The sequence below is a fragment of the Bradyrhizobium sp. U87765 SZCCT0048 genome, from assembly GCF_018131225.1.
GTDB lineage: Bacteria > Pseudomonadota > Alphaproteobacteria > Rhizobiales > Xanthobacteraceae > Bradyrhizobium_A.
In genome coordinates, this window is sequence record NZ_JAFCMM010000001.1 from 974,110 (window position 1) to 992,696 (window position 18,587).

20 protein-coding genes are annotated in these 18,587 nt (G+C 66.3%); 5 read left to right on the plus strand and 15 right to left on the minus strand.

The window, feature by feature from the left end:
• Positions 1-43 precede the first annotated feature (43 nt).
• Genes JQ639_RS04255 through JQ639_RS04300 form a run of 10 tightly spaced genes read right to left on the minus strand, consistent with a single transcriptional unit; the run spans position 44 to position 8,828 of the window.
• Positions 44-829: an SDR family oxidoreductase gene (locus JQ639_RS04255; RefSeq protein ID WP_211969251.1), complete on the minus strand. Its 786-nt coding sequence runs from the start codon at positions 827-829 to the stop codon at positions 44-46.
• Positions 830-857: 28 nt separating this feature from the next.
• Positions 858-1,799, minus strand: a complete 942-nt coding sequence (locus tag JQ639_RS04260) for a dihydrodipicolinate synthase family protein (protein WP_211969250.1) — start codon at positions 1,797-1,799, stop codon at positions 858-860.
• The gene (locus JQ639_RS04265) at positions 1,799-2,767 is read right to left on the minus strand and encodes a glutamate cyclase domain-containing protein (RefSeq protein WP_211969249.1); all 969 of its coding nucleotides are present in this window, start codon (positions 2,765-2,767) and stop codon (positions 1,799-1,801) included. The genes JQ639_RS04260 and JQ639_RS04265 overlap by 1 nt, the downstream gene beginning before the upstream one ends.
• A gap of 44 nt (positions 2,768-2,811) precedes the next feature.
• Complete coding sequence (locus JQ639_RS04270; RefSeq protein WP_211969248.1) at positions 2,812-3,312, minus strand: RidA family protein; 501 nt, start codon at positions 3,310-3,312, stop codon at positions 2,812-2,814.
• A 10-nt stretch (positions 3,313-3,322) separates the two neighbouring features.
• Positions 3,323-4,132 (minus strand): putative hydro-lyase, encoded by an 810-nt coding sequence (locus JQ639_RS04275; RefSeq protein ID WP_211969247.1) that lies wholly within the window; start codon positions 4,130-4,132, stop codon positions 3,323-3,325.
• 34 nt (positions 4,133-4,166) lie between these two features.
• Complete coding sequence (locus JQ639_RS04280; protein WP_211969246.1) at positions 4,167-4,934, minus strand: ABC transporter ATP-binding protein; 768 nt, start codon at positions 4,932-4,934, stop codon at positions 4,167-4,169.
• Entirely contained in the window at positions 4,924-5,670 is a 747-nt protein-coding gene (locus tag JQ639_RS04285; protein ID WP_249123513.1) for an ABC transporter ATP-binding protein, read from the minus strand. Before JQ639_RS04285 ends, JQ639_RS04280 begins: the two co-directional genes overlap by 11 nt.
• A complete protein-coding gene (locus tag JQ639_RS04290; RefSeq protein ID WP_211969245.1) occupies positions 5,667-6,689 on the minus strand; it encodes a branched-chain amino acid ABC transporter permease in 1,023 nt (340 codons plus the stop codon). The genes JQ639_RS04285 and JQ639_RS04290 overlap by 4 nt, the downstream gene beginning before the upstream one ends.
• Positions 6,689-7,567 (minus strand): branched-chain amino acid ABC transporter permease, encoded by an 879-nt coding sequence (locus tag JQ639_RS04295; protein WP_211969244.1) that lies wholly within the window; start codon positions 7,565-7,567, stop codon positions 6,689-6,691. The genes JQ639_RS04290 and JQ639_RS04295 overlap by 1 nt, the downstream gene beginning before the upstream one ends.
• Before the next feature lie 10 nt (positions 7,568-7,577).
• The gene (locus tag JQ639_RS04300) at positions 7,578-8,828 is read right to left on the minus strand and encodes an ABC transporter substrate-binding protein (RefSeq protein ID WP_211969243.1); all 1,251 of its coding nucleotides are present in this window, start codon (positions 8,826-8,828) and stop codon (positions 7,578-7,580) included.
• Positions 8,829-9,027: 199 nt separating this feature from the next.
• Here JQ639_RS04300 and JQ639_RS04305 point away from each other — a divergent pair, with 199 nt between their 5' ends.
• From JQ639_RS04305 to JQ639_RS04315, 3 genes are all read left to right on the plus strand, one after another.
• Entirely contained in the window at positions 9,028-9,825 is a 798-nt protein-coding gene (locus JQ639_RS04305; RefSeq protein ID WP_211969242.1) for a GntR family transcriptional regulator, read from the plus strand.
• Positions 9,826-9,909: 84 nt separating this feature from the next.
• Entirely contained in the window at positions 9,910-11,022 is a 1,113-nt protein-coding gene (locus JQ639_RS04310) for an alanine racemase (RefSeq protein ID WP_211969241.1), read from the plus strand.
• A 30-nt stretch (positions 11,023-11,052) separates the two neighbouring features.
• A complete protein-coding gene (locus JQ639_RS04315) occupies positions 11,053-11,946 on the plus strand; it encodes an alpha/beta fold hydrolase (protein WP_211969240.1) in 894 nt (297 codons plus the stop codon).
• Positions 11,947-12,047: 101 nt separating this feature from the next.
• On the opposite strand, the gene JQ639_RS04320 is transcribed toward JQ639_RS04315, so the two are convergent.
• Positions 12,048-13,523, minus strand: coding sequence for an MFS transporter (locus JQ639_RS04320; protein WP_211969239.1), 1,476 nt, complete (start codon positions 13,521-13,523; stop codon positions 12,048-12,050).
• 322 nt (positions 13,524-13,845) lie between these two features.
• On the opposite strand from JQ639_RS04320, the gene JQ639_RS04325 reads away from it, so the two are divergent.
• Complete coding sequence (locus tag JQ639_RS04325) at positions 13,846-14,241, plus strand: hypothetical protein (protein ID WP_211969238.1); 396 nt, start codon at positions 13,846-13,848, stop codon at positions 14,239-14,241.
• On the opposite strand, the gene JQ639_RS04330 is transcribed toward JQ639_RS04325, so the two are convergent.
• From JQ639_RS04330 to JQ639_RS04345, 4 genes are read right to left on the minus strand one after another with little or no spacing between them, the layout of a single operon-like run.
• Entirely contained in the window at positions 14,238-14,897 is a 660-nt protein-coding gene (locus JQ639_RS04330) for an amino acid ABC transporter permease (RefSeq protein ID WP_211969237.1), read from the minus strand. The genes JQ639_RS04325 and JQ639_RS04330 overlap by 4 nt on opposite strands.
• Positions 14,897-15,580: an amino acid ABC transporter permease gene (locus JQ639_RS04335; RefSeq protein WP_211969236.1), complete on the minus strand. Its 684-nt coding sequence runs from the start codon at positions 15,578-15,580 to the stop codon at positions 14,897-14,899. The genes JQ639_RS04330 and JQ639_RS04335 overlap by 1 nt, the downstream gene beginning before the upstream one ends.
• 18 nt (positions 15,581-15,598) lie before the next feature.
• The gene (locus JQ639_RS04340; protein ID WP_283811643.1) at positions 15,599-16,366 is read right to left on the minus strand and encodes an amino acid ABC transporter ATP-binding protein; all 768 of its coding nucleotides are present in this window, start codon (positions 16,364-16,366) and stop codon (positions 15,599-15,601) included.
• Positions 16,363-17,205: a transporter substrate-binding domain-containing protein gene (locus JQ639_RS04345; protein WP_211969235.1), complete on the minus strand. Its 843-nt coding sequence runs from the start codon at positions 17,203-17,205 to the stop codon at positions 16,363-16,365. The genes JQ639_RS04340 and JQ639_RS04345 overlap by 4 nt, the downstream gene beginning before the upstream one ends.
• A 152-nt stretch (positions 17,206-17,357) precedes the next feature.
• Here JQ639_RS04345 and JQ639_RS04350 point away from each other — a divergent pair, with 152 nt between their 5' ends.
• Positions 17,358-18,560, plus strand: a complete 1,203-nt coding sequence (locus JQ639_RS04350; protein WP_211969234.1) for a LysR family transcriptional regulator — start codon at positions 17,358-17,360, stop codon at positions 18,558-18,560.
• Positions 18,561-18,587: the final 27 nt, after the last annotated feature.

An 18,587-nucleotide genomic window follows, 5' to 3' on the forward strand; every position in this document is an offset into this window, starting at 1 on the left:
CGCGGCGGGCTTTCGACAGCGGCGCGGACCTGGCGCGGCGTTCTCAAATGCTGGCGATGAGACCGCCATCGACGCGCACGACGCTGCCCGTGATGTAGGATGCCCGCACGCTCGCCAGGAACGTGACCACATCGGCATACTCTTCCGGGCGTCCATACCGGCCGAGCGGGATGGACCCCGTGCTCTCGGCCGCGACGGCCTCGAGACTGCGCCCTTCCCGTTCCGCCCGTGCACGATCGAGAAATTGAATCCGGTCGGTCGCGACCCGGCCCGGAAGAACGATGTTCGTGGTCACGCCGTCTCGCCCCACCTCGCGGGCCAGCGTCTTGGACCAGCCGACCAGCGTCAGCCGCAACGCATTGGATAGGCCGAGATTGGCGATCGGCGCCACGACCCCCGACGAGGTGCTGGTAATAATGCGTCCGAAGCCGCGCTGTCGCATGCCAGGCAGCACGCGGTCGGTGATCGCGATCACCGACAGCACCATGGCGTCGAAGTGCTTGCGCCACAGTGCGGCATCCTGACCGGCTGCCGGCGTCGGCGGCGGTCCACCGGTGTTGTTGATCAGGATATCGACCGGCCCGAGGTCGGCCTCGATGGCCCGGACATGGCCATCGATCGCGTCGAGATCGGCCAAATTCCATGTCAGCGCCTTCGCCTGACCGCCTTCCGCCGCGATGGCGGCGGCAGTTTCCGCCAGCGCGGCATCGTTGATGTCGCCGAGGGCGACCCGTACACCCTCGCGGGCCAGAGCCAGCGCGATGGCACGGCCGAGGCCGCCGCCGGCGCCAAGCACCAGCGCCGTGCGGCCCGTGATTCCCAGATCCATTCCCGTTCTCCCGAGTTGAAGCGTCGGCTCACGCCGCGTGGGGCAACGCACGGCGGTCCGTGCGCCCGAGCCGGGCCAGCAGGTAGTCGACCTCTTCACGCGCCTTGCCCGACAGCACCGTGCCAGGCTTGCGCTGCGTGTCCGATGCCAGCAGCCCACGCTTCATGAGGACATATTTGCGGACGGCGAGACCCACCCCCGGCTGCTGTTCGTAGCGCAGCAGCGGCAGATGGGCATCGAACAGCGCATGGGCGTCGTCGCGACGCCCCGCCTGCTGCAATCGCACGACGTCGACCAGCATCTCCGGGAAGGCGTAACCGGTCATGGCCCCATCGGCCCCCCGCTCCATCTCGAAGTCGAGGAACAACCCGCCATTTCCGGTCAGGATCGACACCCGGCGCATCGAGCCATCCGCCTCGAACCCGCGCAGCGCCGAGATCTTCTCGAGGCCCGGCCAGTCCTCGTGCTTGAGCATCACGCAGGACGGGTTTTCCTGCACGATCTGGCGGATCACCTTCGGCGTCATCTGCACGGTGAAGGTCAGCGGATAGTCCTGAATGACGAACGGGATCTCCGGACCGATGGCCTCGATCGCCTGGCGATAGTAGCCGACGATCTGTTCGTCGGTGCGCAGCGACGGCGGCGGCGCGATCATCACTCCGGCCGCGCCACGTTCGCGCACCGCCGAGGCAAGCGCACGCATGGCGGCAAAGCCCGGCGCCGACACGCCAACGATCACTGGCAGTTTGCCAAGGCTCTTGATGAAACGCGTGGCGACGGCCAGCGATTCCTCCGGCTCGAGCTTGGGCGCCTCGCCAAGCACGCCGAGCACGGTCGCTCCGGTGGCACCGGCCGCGTGATAGGCCTCGGCAAGGCGATCGATCGAGCCTTCGTCGATCCGGCCGTCCTCGCGAAACGGGGTCGGCGCGATCGGGTAGACGCCATTGGTGTGGGCGGTGAGCATGGTCATCAGATCCTTTCCGGATGGAGAGCGGCCGAACCTGCCGCGGGTGTCGTGGATGTCAGTTCGCGAATGGTTTCGATGAGATCGCCATGCTCCTCGACCGGGATACGATCGACGCTCATCTGCAACCGGCCGGGCTGGTCGACGCGGCTGTCGTCGATCGCCTGTCCGACGTCGACCGCCGCCGCGAGATAGGCCCGCTCGGATTCGCGATCGAAATGCGTCAGCAGCTTCGGCGCGAGGTCCGGCCGCAGCACCGCCACCGAGGCCAGCAGGCCATACGCCCCCCAATTGGATACGCCGGCGACGATCAGATGGTCGGTCGCGGTCTGCGCCGCGATCAGCGGGCCGTTCGGGATGTCCTCGCGAACGATCTCGACCGGCAATACGCCCATGCCGATCTCGTTGCCGCCATCGCCAATGCCGATCGTCGCCCAGGGACGCCGCCAGCCCGGCTCGTCGAACAGCAGGTGCAGCGGCGCGGTCTCCCGCGACATGTCCCAGCCGTGCTCGCGATGAGGCTTGCCGTCCGAGCCGGGCGCCACCCGTTCGATCGCGATCAGATGGGTCAGCGGCTTCTCCGCCCGCTCGAGATAGCCGCGCAGCCGGCGCACCGCCGTCTCCGAGACGTCCACCACCTCCAGATCCACGCGGAACGGCAAGGCATCGACGACCGCCCACACCGCCTTGGCGCAGGGCGTGTCGGTGATCACCGTGACGCGGAAGCCCGCGGCGGAAAAGCCCACGGCAAGGTGCGCCATGCCATTCAAGCCATCGGTTTCCGGGGACGGCGGATTGGCATGGCGAATGAAGAAGCCGACCACGATGCCGATGTGGGGCGCATCGGTGGTCGCGACCGCTGCCGCGGCCCGGCCGAGCTGCCCCCTCGCGAAACTCACCAGACGCGAGATGTCACGGCGGACATGGCGGCCGATCGTGGTTTCGATGCGTTCAATGCGGTGGTCCGTTGTCATGTCAGTTGGTACTCCGTGGAAAGGCTGAACGAGATGGACATTCGCTAGGCTTGCTGCGGGCGAGGTTCAGTCACCGCCAGCGCCGCGACCACCTCGACCTCGACCAGCGCGCCGGCCGGCAGGCCGCCCGCCCCGAGCGCCGACCGCACGTGACGGCCAGCGTCACCAAACAGGTCGAGCGCCAGTTCGGAGGCGGCGTCCATGACCCCGCCATGGCGCTGGAATTCCGGCACCGCATTGATGAAGCCGCGGATGCTGACGAGACGCTCGACCCGCGCCAGATCGCCGAGCGTGACATGCAGCGCGAGCAGCGCACGGGCAAAGCACAGCCGCGCGGCGTCACGCGCCAGCGCCAGATCCGCATCGGCGGCCAGTCGCCCGGATATCAGGCGGCCGTCATCGTCGAGGCGCGGGAGCTGGCCGCTCACGCTGGCGAGGCCGCCATGCACCACCACGAGATCATAGGCTCCCTGAGAGCGAATCGTGGGCGGCAGCGGGATGTTCAGCGCGCGCAACCGCGCGAAGACGGATTCCGACGATGTCATCATTGCTCTCTCAAAACACCGACATCTCGGCATTGCGCCGGTCGGTCACCAGCATGCAGGCCGGCTTGTGGAAAATGCACAGCGGCAGCCCCGCCTGCTCGACGGCCAACTGCGAGGTGACGCCACAGGCCCAGAACAACGGCACCTCACCGGGATGGATCGGCACGGCATCGCCGCCATATTCGGCCGTCTGGAGATCGGCGATGCCGATCGCCGCGGGATCACCGAAATGGATCGGTGCGCCGTGCACTTGCGGAAAGCGGCTGGTGATCTGGATGGCGCGGATCGCCTGCGCCGGCTTGAACGGGCGCATGGTCACCACATAGGGGCCCCGGAACGGACCGGACGGCACCGTGGCGATGTTGGTGGTGTACATCGGGTTGACCAGGCCGAGTTCGTTGTGGCGAATGCCGAGCCCGGCCTCCTCGATCGCCTCCTCGAACGAAAACGAACAGCCAAGCGCGAAGGTCACGAGATCATCGCGCCACAGCTCGCGGATATCGTGCACTACGACCGCGTCGCGCCCCTGCTCGACGACCCGATACGCCGGCACGTCGGTGCGAATGTCGATGTCCTCGCCAAGGCTCGGCAACGACGGATCGCCGGGCCGGCCGACCGCCAGCAACGGGCAAGGTTTTGGATTGCGCTGGCAGAACGTCACGAAATCTGCCGCGTAACGTTCGGGCATGATCACGATATTGGCCTGCACGAAGCCGCGCGCCGACGTGCCGGTCGGACCGAGGTGTTCGCCGGTGCGGATGCGACGGCGAATATCGCGGGCTGCGGAACGGGATGCGCCGGAAGCGCCGTGGTCAGTCATGGTGGATTTCCCTGGGGTATGACGGATCGGACGGTTACATGCCGAGATAGGCCTTGCGGACATCCGGATTGCTGCGGATGTCGGCCGCACTGCCGGACAGCACCACGCGACCGGTCTGCAGCACATAGGCGCGCTCGGCGATCTCCAGCGTTTCAGCCAGCCGCTGCTCGACGAGCAGCACGGTCACACCGGTGGCGCGGATCGCCAGCACCGCCTGAAAGATCTCGTCGACCAGCTTGGGCATGATGCCCTGGGACGGTTCGTCGAGCATCAGGAGCCGCGGCCGGGTCATCAGCGCCCGGCCGATCGCGAGCATCTGCTGCTCGCCGCCCGACAGGGTCTCGGCCCGCTGGGCAAGGCGCTCCTTCAGCCGTGGGAACAGCGCGAACACCTGCTCCAGCGGCCTCTCGCGATCCGCCTGATCACGGTACAGATACGACCCGAGCCGCAGATTGTCCGCGACCGACAGGCGCGGAAACAGCCGGCGATTCTCCGGCACATAGGCCAGGCCGCGCGCCGTGATGTGGTGCGCGCTGACACGGTCGATGCGATCGCCATCGAGCACGATATAGCCGGAGCGCGCACGCTCAAGACCCGCGATGGTCTTCAGCAGGGTCGACTTGCCCGCACCGTTGGAGCCGACCACGGCGACGATCTCGCCTTCGGCGACCTCGATCGAGGCGTCCGACAACGCGATCAGCCCGCGATACGCGGTGGTCACCGCATCGACCGCCAGGAGCGGCGCTGGCGCGGCGCTGGCGGCGATCACGGCGCTGTCCCCCGTCACGTGATCAAGCTGCATGATGGCGCCTCCCCAGATAGGCCTCGACGACGCGCGGATCACGAACCACATCGCGCGGAGGCCCTTCGGCCAGCACTTCGCCGAGGTTCAGCACGATCGCGCGGTCGACCAGCGGCATGACGATCTCCATGACATGCTCGACCATCACCACGGTGACGCCGCGCGCACGGATCTGCTGGATCAGCTCGACACCCTGCAGCGCCTCGGCTGGCGTCAGCCCGGTCATTACCTCGTCGAGCAACAGCAACTTCGGCTCGGTAGCGAGCGCCCGAGCGAGTTCGAGACGGCGCTTCTCCGGCGGCGTCAGCTCCGACGCGGAGACCGCCGCCCGCGCCGCGAGGCCGACAACGTCCAGCGTTTCCAGCGCCGCCAGGCGGGCTCGCGACGGACCGGCGTGCCGCACGAGCGCACCGACGACGACATTGTCCAGCACACTCATCGACTCGAAGCTGCGCGGCACCTGGAAGGTGCGGGCGATCCCGCGCGCACAACGATGGGTGTCGGCGAGCGCGGTAATATCCGTACCATCGAACAGGATCTCTCCGGATGTCGGCGGAAAGGCCCCGGCGATCAGGTTGAACAAGGTCGACTTGCCGGCGCCATTCGGCCCGATCAGGCCGAGAATTTCGCCGCGGCGGACGTGAATCGATACGTCGTTGTTGGCCGCGAGGCCGCCGAACCGGCGCGTCAGGTGTCGGGTTTCCAGGATCACATCAGCAGCCATGCGGGATGTCATGCCGCCCTCCTCCCCGCCGGAGCCCGCTCGATCAGGCTCAACAGTCCATCCGGCCGTGCCAGTGCCACCACCGTGACGAGGCCGCCGTAGACAATCAGGTCGAGCCCGCTGCCAGAACCGCCAGCGTAGCTGCGCAGGATCTCCGTCAGCGGGATGAGGATGGCCGCGCCGAGCGCCGGCCCCCACAGCGTGCCGATGCCGCCAAGCACCGCCGGCAGAGCGAACAGCAGTGAAAAGCGGAAACTCATGACGCTGTCGGGATCGATGTAGCCGACGAAAGCCGCATAGAAGCCGCCTCCCACCGCCGTGAACCCCGCCGACACCGCCGCTGCCGCAATCTTCGAGCGGAACACGTCTACGCCCAGGCTGCGCGCAGCCTCCGCGTTGTCCTTGACGGCGCGCCACCAGTAGCCCCAGCGCGAGCGCTCGATGGCGAAGGTGACGACCCAGACCATGACGAACAGCGCAAGCGCCAGGTAGATCGACGGCACCTTGTCCCGCCCGAACTGCAACGTCGCCCAGCCATCGCGATCGACCGGCCACTGCAGTCCCATGGCGCCGCCGACGAAATCCCAGTTGTGCACCAGGACGAGGCCGATCTCCGCGATCACGATGGTCGCGATGGAATAATAGTGCCCCTTGAGGCGGAAACAGGGATAGCCGAGCCCGACCGCCAGCAACGCAGCAAGGCCTCCGCCGGCAACGAGGCCCAGCCATGGCGAGATGCCGAACAGCACATACAGCGCCGTGGTGGCATAGGCGCCGATGCCGAAGTACAGACCATGCCCGAGCGAGATCTGGCCACAATAGCCGCCAAGAATGTTCCAGCTTTGCGACACCGCGGCGTACAGCAGCGTCAGGATCAGCACGTTCTGCAGATAGACGTCCCGCACCAGCAATGGCAGCACCGCAATGACGGCGAAGACGATCGCGGCGCGCACGAGGTCCGGCCATCGACCGCCGGCAATCTTCGTAATCCCTTTTGGCACCACGGAGCCGACAACAGACACTTGCGTCATCACAACCTCCCGAACAAGCCGCTCGGCCGGATGAACACGACCGCGAGATACAACGAAAAGATGCCGATGGATTTGAGTGCCGGCGGCATCAGCAAGGCGGCCACCGCCTCGGCAAGACCAACGATCAGGCCGGCGGCCAGCGCGCCGAACACGCTGCCAAAACCGCCGAGGGCGACGACCACATAGGCGATCAACCCGAACGAGGCGCCGACCTGCGGATGGATGTAGTAGAAGATGGCGAGAATTGCGCCGGCGAGGCCGACCAGTCCCGCACCGAGGCCCCAACCGAGCGCGAACACACGGTTGCTGTCGATACCGACGAGCGCGACGGCTCCCTTGTCCTCCCGCGTCGCCTCCAGCGCCCGGCCGAAATCGGTGAAGCTCATCAGCAGGAATAGCCCGCCGAACGCCGCGAGCGACACCAGCCCGCCAAACAGCTGCGGCAGCGGCAGGAAAACATGGCCGACCTCAATGGTCCGGCTCGCAAGCCATGACGGCGTAATGCTGCGATAGTCGGGCGAAAACAGGAACTGTGCGAGCCCCTGGAGCAGCGTCGCCAGACCGAAGGTGACGAAGATCTGCACCATCCCGGCGTTGCTGGACACGCTGATGGCCCGTCGCACGGCGCCGAGATAAGTGACCGCTCCGACCACGAAAAGGATCGCAACCGCCACGGGCGCGAGCAACACCGGGTCGAGCCCCGTCAGCACCCAGGCGCCGAAGACGACATACATCGCCACCATGAGGAAATCGCCGTGAGCGAAGTTGACGACGTCCATCAAGCCGAAAATCAGGGAGAGCCCGACCGCGATGAGGGCGTAGAGCAACCCCATCAGAAGGCCGCTCACGAGCACCTGCACCAATGCCTGCATGGTCATGGCGCGCTCCTCAGGAATTCATCGGCCAGCGCGGCTCTGCCACCGCGACCGAAGCCGGAAAGATGGTGCTCCACCAGCCGCCGACATACTGGATCAGCACCGGGTCAGCGTCGTTGTTCTGCCCGCTGGCATCGAAGCGGACGCGCTTCCAGGGCATGATGGTGCGCTCGCCGGGAATGTCGGTGGCCGCGAGCGCATCGCGAATGCGCGCCCCCTCGACGGAGCCGGCGCGCTCGATGGCGTCCGCCAGGATCAGCAACGCCATGAACTGGCGAGACGTGTTGTCGTTGAGGTCGCGACCGGCACGCTTGCGATACATGTCGTTGACGACGGCGATCGCCGGTCGCTTGGTTGCCATGTCGAGCGAAAAACTCGCACGGGAGATCAGGCCGTTGAGACGCCCGCCGACCGCATCGAACAGCGGCTTCTCGGAGAACCCGGCCGCTTGCGCCACGATGTTCGCGGGCCTGTAGCCGAGTTCATCCATGGTCTTGACCAGGAGGATGGCATCAGTGGTGTAGCTGGTCGGCAACAACACATCCGGCGCGGCGCTCTTGAGCTGCTGCACCTCGGCGGTCAGCGACGGCGAATTGGCGCGGTACTTGATGTCGGCCGCGACCACATAGCCGCGCTCGGCCGCGAGCCTGCGCTGGGTGTTCGACGAGTCGGTGCCGAAGATCGTGTCCTCGTAGAACAGCCCGACGGACTTCACCGCTTGGCCGCGCTTGCGCTGCGCATCGAGGAAATCGAACATCGCCGCCGAGAACATCTCGTCATGGGCGGTCGCTCGAAAGAAGTACTTGAGGTTGCGACGGCTGAGGCTCGGCGACGACGAGTCGGCGGCAAGATAGGGAATGCCGTAGCGCTCGGCGGTGACGCTCGCCGTTGCCGAAACCGACGACTGGAATGCGCCGATGATGGCGCAAACCTTGTCCTGGGTAATCAGCCGCTCCGCTTCGGATCGCCCCTTCTGCGGATCGCCCTGGTGGTCGGCGAAGATCAGGCGCACCGGCGCGCCGCCAAGCGCCGCGATCCCGGCGGTGCGCGCCGCCGGCAGATCGAGGGGGAAACTGCTGTTGACGACCTCCGCCGCGGTCTCCAGCGCGTGGCGCGCATCCACCCCGACCTGGGCGCTGGCGCCGGACAGCGGAAAGATCACCCCGATCCGCACGTCATCCCCGGCAACGGCCGGCCTCGCCCCCCATGACGCCGCCATCGCGGCAGCGCCACCCCACAACAACTCGCGTCGATCGATGCGCATGGCTCCGGTCCCCCTCCGTGTCTCACGGCCAGCATTTTCCGCCGGCTCGCTTCATGAGAATTAAATATACGTCACGTATATTTATAACAAGCAGAATCTTCCGCGTGCCCAACATTTGCGCTATAGCAAGTACGCGACCGTTCCCTTTGACATCAAAAATGGCGCCGTGCCGCCGCCGTACGCATCCGACGAGAACATCATGGGCAAATCGACCAAAGTCACAGCATCCGAGGCCGCCCGCGACAAGACGGCGAAGGCGCCACGCGAACCGCGGCGCATCAAACCGTCGCAGACCGACGGCGCCCTCGACCTGATCCGCTCCCGGATCATCGACCTGACACTCGAACCGGGCAGCCGCATCGACGAACCGCTGCTGATCAAACGCTTCAAGCTCGGACGCACGCCTGCGCGCGAGGCGATCAATCGCCTGGTCGCCGAGGGGCTGGTCAACATCATGCCGAACCGCGGCGGCACCTATGTGCGTAGCCTCGATTTTCGCGAGATCGGCGACGTCGTGGCGGCCCAGCAACTGGCGGAATCGATCCTGTCGCAGCTTTGCCGCTTCGAGGATCCCACACTCGCGAACGACCTCGACGCCATCCAGCAGCGCTATGTCGCTGAGGTCGAGCAGCGCAACTACCTCGGCATCACCTCGATCAACGAGGAGTTTCACCTCCGCATGCATCGCTCGATCGGCAACTCGTTCTTTTTCGAGTTCGCGCAGTCGACGCACCGCCATGTGCGCCGGCTGCTGGTGCTGATCTACAAGATGGAGGAAGCGGAGCAGAACGTACTCGACAGCCAGTTCGAGATGAATCTCGACGAGCACCATCAGATCATCACGGCGATCCGCGCGCACGACCGCGAACGCCTCAAGGAACTGCTGCCCGCGCACGCCCGACAGGCCCAGCAACGCCTGCTGCGCCTGCTCAGCGGCAAGACCATCGAACCGCTGTCGCTCGACCTGCGCTCGCTCGGCCTGCCACGATCGGCCTGAACTGCGGGCACGCGCCACGCAGCAGCCTTGCGTCGCCCGAATTTAAAATATACGTAAGATATATTTATAGAGGAGACCCAGACCTTGGCCGATCCCGTTCCTGCCGAAACCTCCACCAGCACGGGCACCGATCCCGGCACGCTCACGCTGCCGCCGTTTGCGGTCGAGACGCCCTGCTTCGTCATTCTGGAAGATGCCGTCCTGCACAATCTGCGGCAGACGGCGCATGGCGCGGGCGGCATCGCGCGGTTGATGCCGCACATCAAGACCCACCGCGCATCATGGCTGATCGAAACGATGCTTGCGGAAGGCGTGCGCGCCTTCAAGGCGGCGACGGCAGCTGAGGTCGAGATCGCCGCAGCGGCCGGTGCCCCTTACGTGGTGTGGGCCTACCCGACGGTCAATTCGCTGGCGATCGCTCGCGTCGCGCGCGCCGCGCGCAGCCATCCGCATGTGCGGATCGCCGCCATGGTGGACTCGCAGCAGGGATTGCGCGCCTGGCAGGACGAGCTTGCCGGGGATGCCGCACCGAACCTGCGCCTGCGCCTCGATCTCGATCCGGGCCTCGGCCGAACGGGCGTTGCGATCGGCCCGCGCGCATGGGAGCTGGCGAAGAGGATCAACGATGCCAGGCTGTTCGACGGCTGGCACGCCTATGACGGCCACATCCAGAATCCGGACCGGGCGCTGCGGAGCGCGCGGGTGACCGAGCTCGCCGAGCGCCTGCGCGACTTCGTGGCTGGCGGCCGCGACCAGGGCCTCGATGGCGACCTGATCGCGGCCGGCAGCTATTCGTTCGACCTGTGGCCGGCCGACATCGCACGCTGGGTATCTCCCGGCAGCTGGACCTATTCGAGCGCCCAGCACGACGTCGAACTCGCAGACATCGGCTGGCGCATCGGTGGATATGTGCTCGCAACCGTCCTCTCCGTAAGGGAAGGCACCGCAACCCTCGATGCCGGCTCCAAGGCGATCTCACCGGATATTCCGCTCGCCGACCGTTTCCGCGGGCCCGGTCCGATCCGCCTCATGAAGGAGGAGCACGTCGTGGTGGCAACGGATCGCGTCACGGTCGGCCAGCAGGTCGCCCTCATTCCCCGCCATGGCTGCACCGCGGCATATCTCTATGATCGCGCATTGGTGCGCCTGCGCGACGGCAGCTGGGAATACCGCCCGCAGCTCGGCGCATCGCGCTAGACTACCTTGCTTCCTCCACGGGACATCGACATGAGCGAACTCTCCCTCACCCACATCGAACTCGGCGGCCGGCCGTTTCGCCACCGCATGGTGAGCGCCGCAGGCCTGCGCTTCCATACCGTCGAGGGCGGCAGCGGCGATCCACTGCTGTTGCTCGCGGGTTTCCCGCAAAGCTGGTACGCGTGGCGACGCGTGATGCCGCGCCTCGCCGAACGCTACACGGTCATCGCCATCGACCTGCCCGGCCAGGGCGATTCCGACAAGCCGGTCGACGGCTATGACACGCGCACCACCGGCGCGCGAATTCACGCCCTGATGCAGGCGCTCGGCCATCGCCGTTACTTTATCGGCGCCCACGACATCGGCGCCTGGGTCGCCTATCCCTACGCCGCAGCCCACCCCGACGAAGTGCGCCGTCTCGTTCTGCTCGATGCCAATATCCCCGGCGTGACGCTGCGCCCAACCGTGGATGTCGGCCCCGACAACTGGAAGAGCTGGCACTTCTTCTTCCATCCCGTGCCCGATCTGCCCGAGGCTCTGCTGACCGGGCGCGAACGCATCTACATCGAGTGGTTTTTCCAGCGTAAATCGGCCAATCCGGCGGCCACGTTCTCGCCGCAGGATCTCGACGAGTATGAGCGCGTCTACCGCATGGCCGGCAATCTGCGAGGCGCCCTCGGATATTACCGTGCCGTGTTCGAGGACATCGAACAGAACCGGCAGCTCGCCAATGTCAGGCTCAAGACACCGATCCTGGCCCTAGGCGGCGATGTCGGGATGTCTCCAAATATCTTCGAGGCAATGAAACCGCTCGCCGAGCATCTCGAGGGCGGCGTGATCTCCGACTGCGGACACTACATGCCCGAGGAGCAGCCCGCGATCATCGCCAACCGCATGCTCGCGTTCTTCGACGCCGATCGCTGACTACGGCGCAACGGAGCAGACCGCGCCGGCGACATCGCCGGCGCGTGCCGGCAGCGGCCATGGAGCGCAGCGGCTGCAGCATTGTCCTGCCGCGTGGGTGGCTACTCGGCAGGCGCGACATTGACCGGCGAGACCGGTCGCCTGCGATGACCGCTGACCTCGGCGCCCGCCGCTGGATCCATCGCACCGCTGAGCACCGGCGCCATCAACGACACCAGCGCGACCGCGACGAACGCGACCGAGAAATCCGCCAGCTGCAGCTGTTCGTGGCCCCAGAACCGGCTCGACACGGCGAGGACGGTCGCGGAGAACGCGACACCAAGAGCCAGGGAGAGCTGCTGGAAGGTGGTGTAGAAGCTGGTCGCTGCACTCATCGCCTCACTCTCCACGTCCGCATAGGCGATGGTGTTGTAGGAGATGAACTGCAACGACTGGAAAAAGCCCTGGACGAACAGCACCGCATAGATGGCGGCGAGCGGCCACGCCGGGCGGAACGCGGCGCACGTCCCCAGCAGCACCGTGGCGCCGAGACCGACCCACACCAGCACGTTCTTGAAACCGATCCTTCGCAGGAAGCGCGGCGCCATGGCGCGCATGAACAGCGAGCCGGCCGCGCTCACGAAGGTGATCAAGCCGCTCTGGGCCGCCGACAGCCCGAAGCCGAGTTGCAGCATCATTGGCAGCAGGAAGGGCATGGCCCCGACCGAGATACGCGACAACGCCCCACTGACCACCGAGGTCCGGAACGTCGCGATCCGCATCAACCCGAAATCGAGAATCGGCGCATCGAAACCCCTGGCGTGAAACCAGTAGGCCACGCCCGCGGCGACGCCGACGGCGATCACGCCCCCCACCGCGACCAGCGATCCCATGCCGCGCCCGATCATCTCGAAGCCGCTCATGAGGCAGACCAGCGCGACCGCCGACAGAACGATGCCCTTGATATCGAAGGGAAGGCGCGCCGGCTCGCGAAACTCCTCGATGTACTTGCTGGCGAGAACGATCCCGAGCAGACCGATCGGAATGTTGATGTAGAAGATCCAGCGCCAGCTCGACAGCGTGATGATCAGACCGCCGATCGGCGGTCCCAGAATCGGGCCGAGCGTCGCCGGCACGAGCACCCATGCCATGGCCGCGACCAGATCCTTTTTGGGAACCGCGCGCAGCAGCACAAGACGTCCGACAGGCATCATCAGGGCGCCGCCGATGCCCTGGATGATGCGCGCGGCGACGAGGAACGAAAGCGATGTCGCGAGGCCGCATAGCAGGGAGCCGACCGTGAAAATGGCGATCGCCGCCCGAAACACGGTGCGCGATCCAAACCGGTCCGCGACCCGGCCGCTGGCGGGAATCAGGATGGTCAGGCTGAGCAGATACGCCGTCAGGGCGATGCTCATGTACGTCGGTTCGACTTGAAACGAACTCGACATCGCCGGCAGGGCCGTCGCGAGCACCGTGCCGTCGAGTTGCTCCATGAACATCGCGCTGGCGATGATCAGGGCGATCGTGCGCGACCGGCCCAGCGAACGGGCCGCCGTCTCATCCGGAGCGGGCGGGATCGGAGATTCAAGCGGCATCCGGGGCCTTATGGGCCCTCTCCCCGGCCCCCGAAAGCGCCATTTTCTCATAGCCGAATTGCGAAGACGTCGCGCCCGGCGGCGCCTTCTCCGCGCGTCAGCGATACCAGCCCGAAGGGGCTGAGCAGCCGATCACGTTCAGACAGAGGCGCACCACGGTAGCGCCCCGGCACGGCCCGGGGGCCGGAGAACGGATCCGCCCCAAAACCGGTGAAATTTGGAATTCCCAGCAAATCTCCGCCCGGGCTAGACAACATGAGCGCGAACGGGCATCGCCTCACATCCGATGTCGATCGCGCGTGTTGTTCCCCTGGTAAGCGCGATGTCTCCCAGCCCCCACACCCCGCTGATCGTTGTTGGCCTGCTCGCAATCGCGACGGCCGCCTCACCACTCATCTCGGCGAGGTCGAGCGCTCCCCAGCGAGTCACAGGCGTCATCGAACGGCTTCGTGGCAACACGGTCACGATCCGCGCACCGGACGGCGCCAGCATCATGGTGCGTGTTGCCCCCGGCACCGAGATCGCCAAGCTGCTGCCGGCGACGCCGGAGCGGACCGCCGATCCCGATCCGGCGACACTCCATCTGCTTCCTCACCTCGCCCGCGGTCATGTATCCGACCTGTCGCCGGGGGTCCGTATCTCGGCCCTGGTCCAGCGGGAATACGCCCGCATCGAGCAGGCCCAGCGCATCGACGTGGTGTCCGATGGGCTGCGCTAGAGGCGGTGTTCCAGCCGCGCCGCGAGGCGCACGAGCGGCAGCAGCAGCACGAGATACATCGCCGACGCCAGGATCAGCGGCGACGAGTTGTAAGTCAGCGAACGCGCGAGATTGGCCGACTGCAGCAACTCCGGCACGGAAATGACGCTGGCCAGCGTCGTCAGCTTGATCAGCTCGATCGTGTTCGACAGCAGGTCCGGCAGCACGTTGCGAACGGCCTGCGGCAGCACGACGTAGACGAAACATTGCCGCGCCGACAGCCCGGTCGACCGCGCGGCTTCCCACTGGCTTTGCGGCACGCTCGCCACGCCCGCGCGATAGATCTCGCTGTAGTAGCTCGCCGAGTTCAGCAGGAAGGCCACTGCGACCGCGACCAGCGGCGGCACGCGAAGGCCGATGAACGGCAGCCCGGAATAGACGAAGATCAGCAGCACCAGCGGCGGGAACGAGCGCAGGACATCGACGACCGCAAGCGCCGGCCAGCGCACGGTACGGCGGGACGACGTCGTCAACAGCATGGTCAGAAGACCGCTGCAAAGGCCGATCGGTATCAGCACAGCACACAGCAGCAGGGTCTGCAGCAAACCGCGCAGCAGGAAAGGCGTGACCTTCGCCATGACCTCGACATTGACGAACTCGTGGATGAATTCGTTCATCAGCGGCCACCCCAGCGAAAGCGCCGTTCGAGGCGCCGCGACGCGATCACCAGCGGTGCGAACATGATCACATAGAGCAGCGCCGCCAATGTCAGCGGGGTGGCGTTGGAGGACATCGACAGCGCCGAACCGGCGCGCCCGAGGATTTCGTTCATGCCGATGGCGCTGCCGAGCGCGAGATTCTTGGTGATCGAGATCACCCGACTGGTGAGCGGCGGGATCGCGATGCGGACCGCCTGCGGCAGGATCACCCATCTCAGCGTCTGTGCCGCGGTCAATCCGGTCGACCGCGCCGCGAGCCATTGCCCCTGCTGCACCGACGTGATGCCGGCCCAGAAGATCTCCTCCGCGAACGCCGCGAGCACCGCGGCGAGCGACAGCCACAGCACGACGAAACTCGGCATGACCACGCCGACCGCCGGCGCGCCGAAAAACAGCACCAGGATGATGGCCAGCGGCGGCAGCGAGCGGAACAGGTCGGCGAACAGGATGATCAGGACGTTGAGCGGCTTGATGCGCAGCGCACGCAGGAACGCCAGGGCGAGACCACAGCCGACGCCCGTGACCACCACGGCGAGCCCTGCCGCAACGGTCAGCCAGACGCCGCCGACGATGTCCCATCCATACCGGGCGATGACGTCCGCATTGAAGAACGTGAACAGAAACCGGTCCCATTGCGACATCGCCGCCGTCGACATCCGCTAGTGCCTGATCTGGGTCAGAAAGCGACGGGTGCGCTCATGGCGCGGCCGCGCGAAGATCTCCTCGGCATCGCCCTCCTCGACCACGACCCCGCCGTCGACGAACAGCACCCGATCGGCGGCGCTGCGCGCGAAGCTCATCTCGTGGCTGGCGATCACCATGGTGATCCCTCGCGCCCGCAGATCCTTGATCACCGCCAGAACGCTGCCGACGAGTTCCGGATCGAGCGCCGATGTCGGCTCATCCATCAGGATGATCTTGGGATCGAGCGCAAGGGTGCGGGCGATGGCGATGCGCTGCTGCTGCCCGCCCGACAGCTGCGCCGGGTAAACGGGCGCTTTCTCGGCCAGACCGACCAGTTCGAGCGCGGCCATGGCCCGCACCTCTGCCTCCTGTCGGCGCAAGCCCACCACCTTGCGCAAGGCCAGCGTGACGTTTCCGAGCACCGTCAGATGCGGATAGAGATTGAAATGCTGGAACACCATGCCGATCTGGCGGCGCGCCGCATTGATATCCGTGCGCCGCGACAGCAGGTCGACGCCATCGAAGATGATCGCGCCTGCGTCCGGCTCCTCCAGCCGGTTGCAGCAACGCAACAGCGTGCTCTTGCCCGATCCCGACGGCCCGATCAGAAACACCAGGCGGCCGCGCTCGACCAGGAGATCGACGCCCCGCAGGACCTCGACAGCGCCGAAACGCTTGCGCAGGCCCCGGGCCTCAAGCAGGAACTGGCGCCCGTCCGCCGGCGTCGGATCCGCACCGCTCATTTGCAATCGGGGGACTGCGGCGTCGGATCATACCCCGGGAAGCCCGGCTGGCCGTATCCGGGATAAACCGTCGTCGTCGCCGACCCCGGCTCCGGCTCGATTTCGAACCACTTGACGTAGAGCTTGCGCAGCGTGCCGTCCTTCTTCATGCACACCAGCGCATCCTCGAGGGTCTTGCGCAACGCGGTGTTGTCATTGCGCAGCGGCATGCTCCAGACCAGGCCGGTCTTGTACAGCAGCGAATTCTTCAGCCGCGGGTTGTTCTTCACGACCCAGGCGACCACCGTCACCGCCGACACGTTGGCATCGGCACGGCCCGCGATCACCGCCTGGGCGGCGTCGGTGCTGGTCGCGAACGATTCGAACTTCCAACCGTACCTGGCGGCATTGTCCGCCACGAACTTCTCGTAGACCGAGCCCTTCTGCACGGCGATGGTCTTGCCGGACAGGTCCTCGAGTCGGGTGATCTCGGGGGCCGTCTTGAGCGTCATGAAGCGATAGTCGGCGTCGACGAAGCCTTCCATAAACAGCAACTGCTGGGCACGCTCCGGCGTCACGGTCACCACCGCCGCGAGAAAATCATAGGTGCCAGCCTGCAGCGCCGGAATGAGGCCCGAGAACTGCGCTCCGTCGACCTGGATGGGGCGGCCGATCCGCCGCGAGATCTCGTCCACGACATCGATATTGAAGCCCTCCAGCCCGCCGGACAGTTTCGGCATCGCATGGGGCGCGAAGGTCGCGTCGATCGCCGAACGCAGCGGCGCGGGCTGCTGGGCCGACGCAGGCGCCGTCACGGCGCAGGCCACGGCGAACCAGATCGCAGCAAGTGTCAGTCTCATGGGCAAGCCTTCCCGATGGCTGTCCGGCGCAGCTGCCGGACCTGTCGAATTCCTGTGACAGGCTAGACGGAAAAGCCGAGAGGCAGGATATCCCATTTATTGGACACGCGATATGGTCGCGTCAGCACGGATCAAAAATTGGGCGCACTGCCATGGATATCGCCACGCTGGTGATGACGCATGTGGTTCTGGACTGCTCGAGTATTCGCGAGGCGGCGCGGCGCCTGCAGCGGCCGCCGGCGACGATTTCGGCCGCGGTCAAGCGTTTCGAACGCATCGTGGCCGTGCCGCTGCTGCAGCGCGCCGGGTCCTCCAGCCTCCTCACCCTCGAAGCCCGCCGTGTCGAGAAGGAAGTTGCAACTGCCGCAGGCCTCGCCATGAGAATGATTTCGCCCAAGTTGGCCGCCCCCGCGGCGGAACGCTTCTGCGCGCAGGCGATGATCAGCATGACCGCGTTGCGGCGTTTCCTGACGGTGGCCGAGGTCGGGAGCGTCCGGCGTGCGGCGCGCGCGATCGAGCTCGGTCAACCTCAGCTCACGCAGCAGATCGCGCGGATGGAGAGCGCCATCGGCGCGACATTGTTACGCAGGTCGCCGAGCGGTGTCACGCTCACCGCCGCCGGACGTACCATTGTCGCCCTGCTGCCGGAGATCGAGGACAGGCTGCGCCGTGTGTCCAGAAAGGCCGACGAGCGCTTTCGCTCGAGCAGCACCACCGTCCGGCTCGCAACCGCAATCCCGCTCGGCCATGACAGCAACATCGCACGCCTGATGGCCTTCCTCGCCGCCAACTGGCAGAGCCAGCGCCGCAAACAGCCGCTGTTCCTGACGAGCGGCACCGCCGAGGAGCTGTTCGCCGGCCTCAAGGACAAGCGCTTCGACCTCGCCCTCGTCGACAGCGAGACGATCCCGGAAGACTTTGCTGCGAGGCCGCTGTTCACATCCCGCCTCGCGCTGGTCGGCGCCCGCGATCTGCTGGCCCGCCCGACGGCGACGATCGACCTCGTTCGCGACCACCCGCTCGCCCTGCCGAGCCGTCGCACCGGCCTCGGCCAGGCAGCTCATCGCCTGCTGGCGCAACTGCTCGGGCCGGATGATATCGACGCCCTGACACTGGTCGAAATGGATTCCATTCCGGTCATTGCCAATCTCATGATCGACTTTGGCTTCCTGTCGATCCTGCCGGAAAGCGCGCTGTCCGCGCTCGACACCGCCCTCGCCACCCGCCGCCTGGAGCCGGCCGTCGAACTCACGCTGTCATTGATCTGGAGTAGAACCGATGCGGCGCACCGCGCGGCACGGCAGATCCTAAACATGCTGCGCGATTTCCAACCGGCGCCCCGCGCCGGACGATGACATCGTGCCGCGGCATCGATATCGATA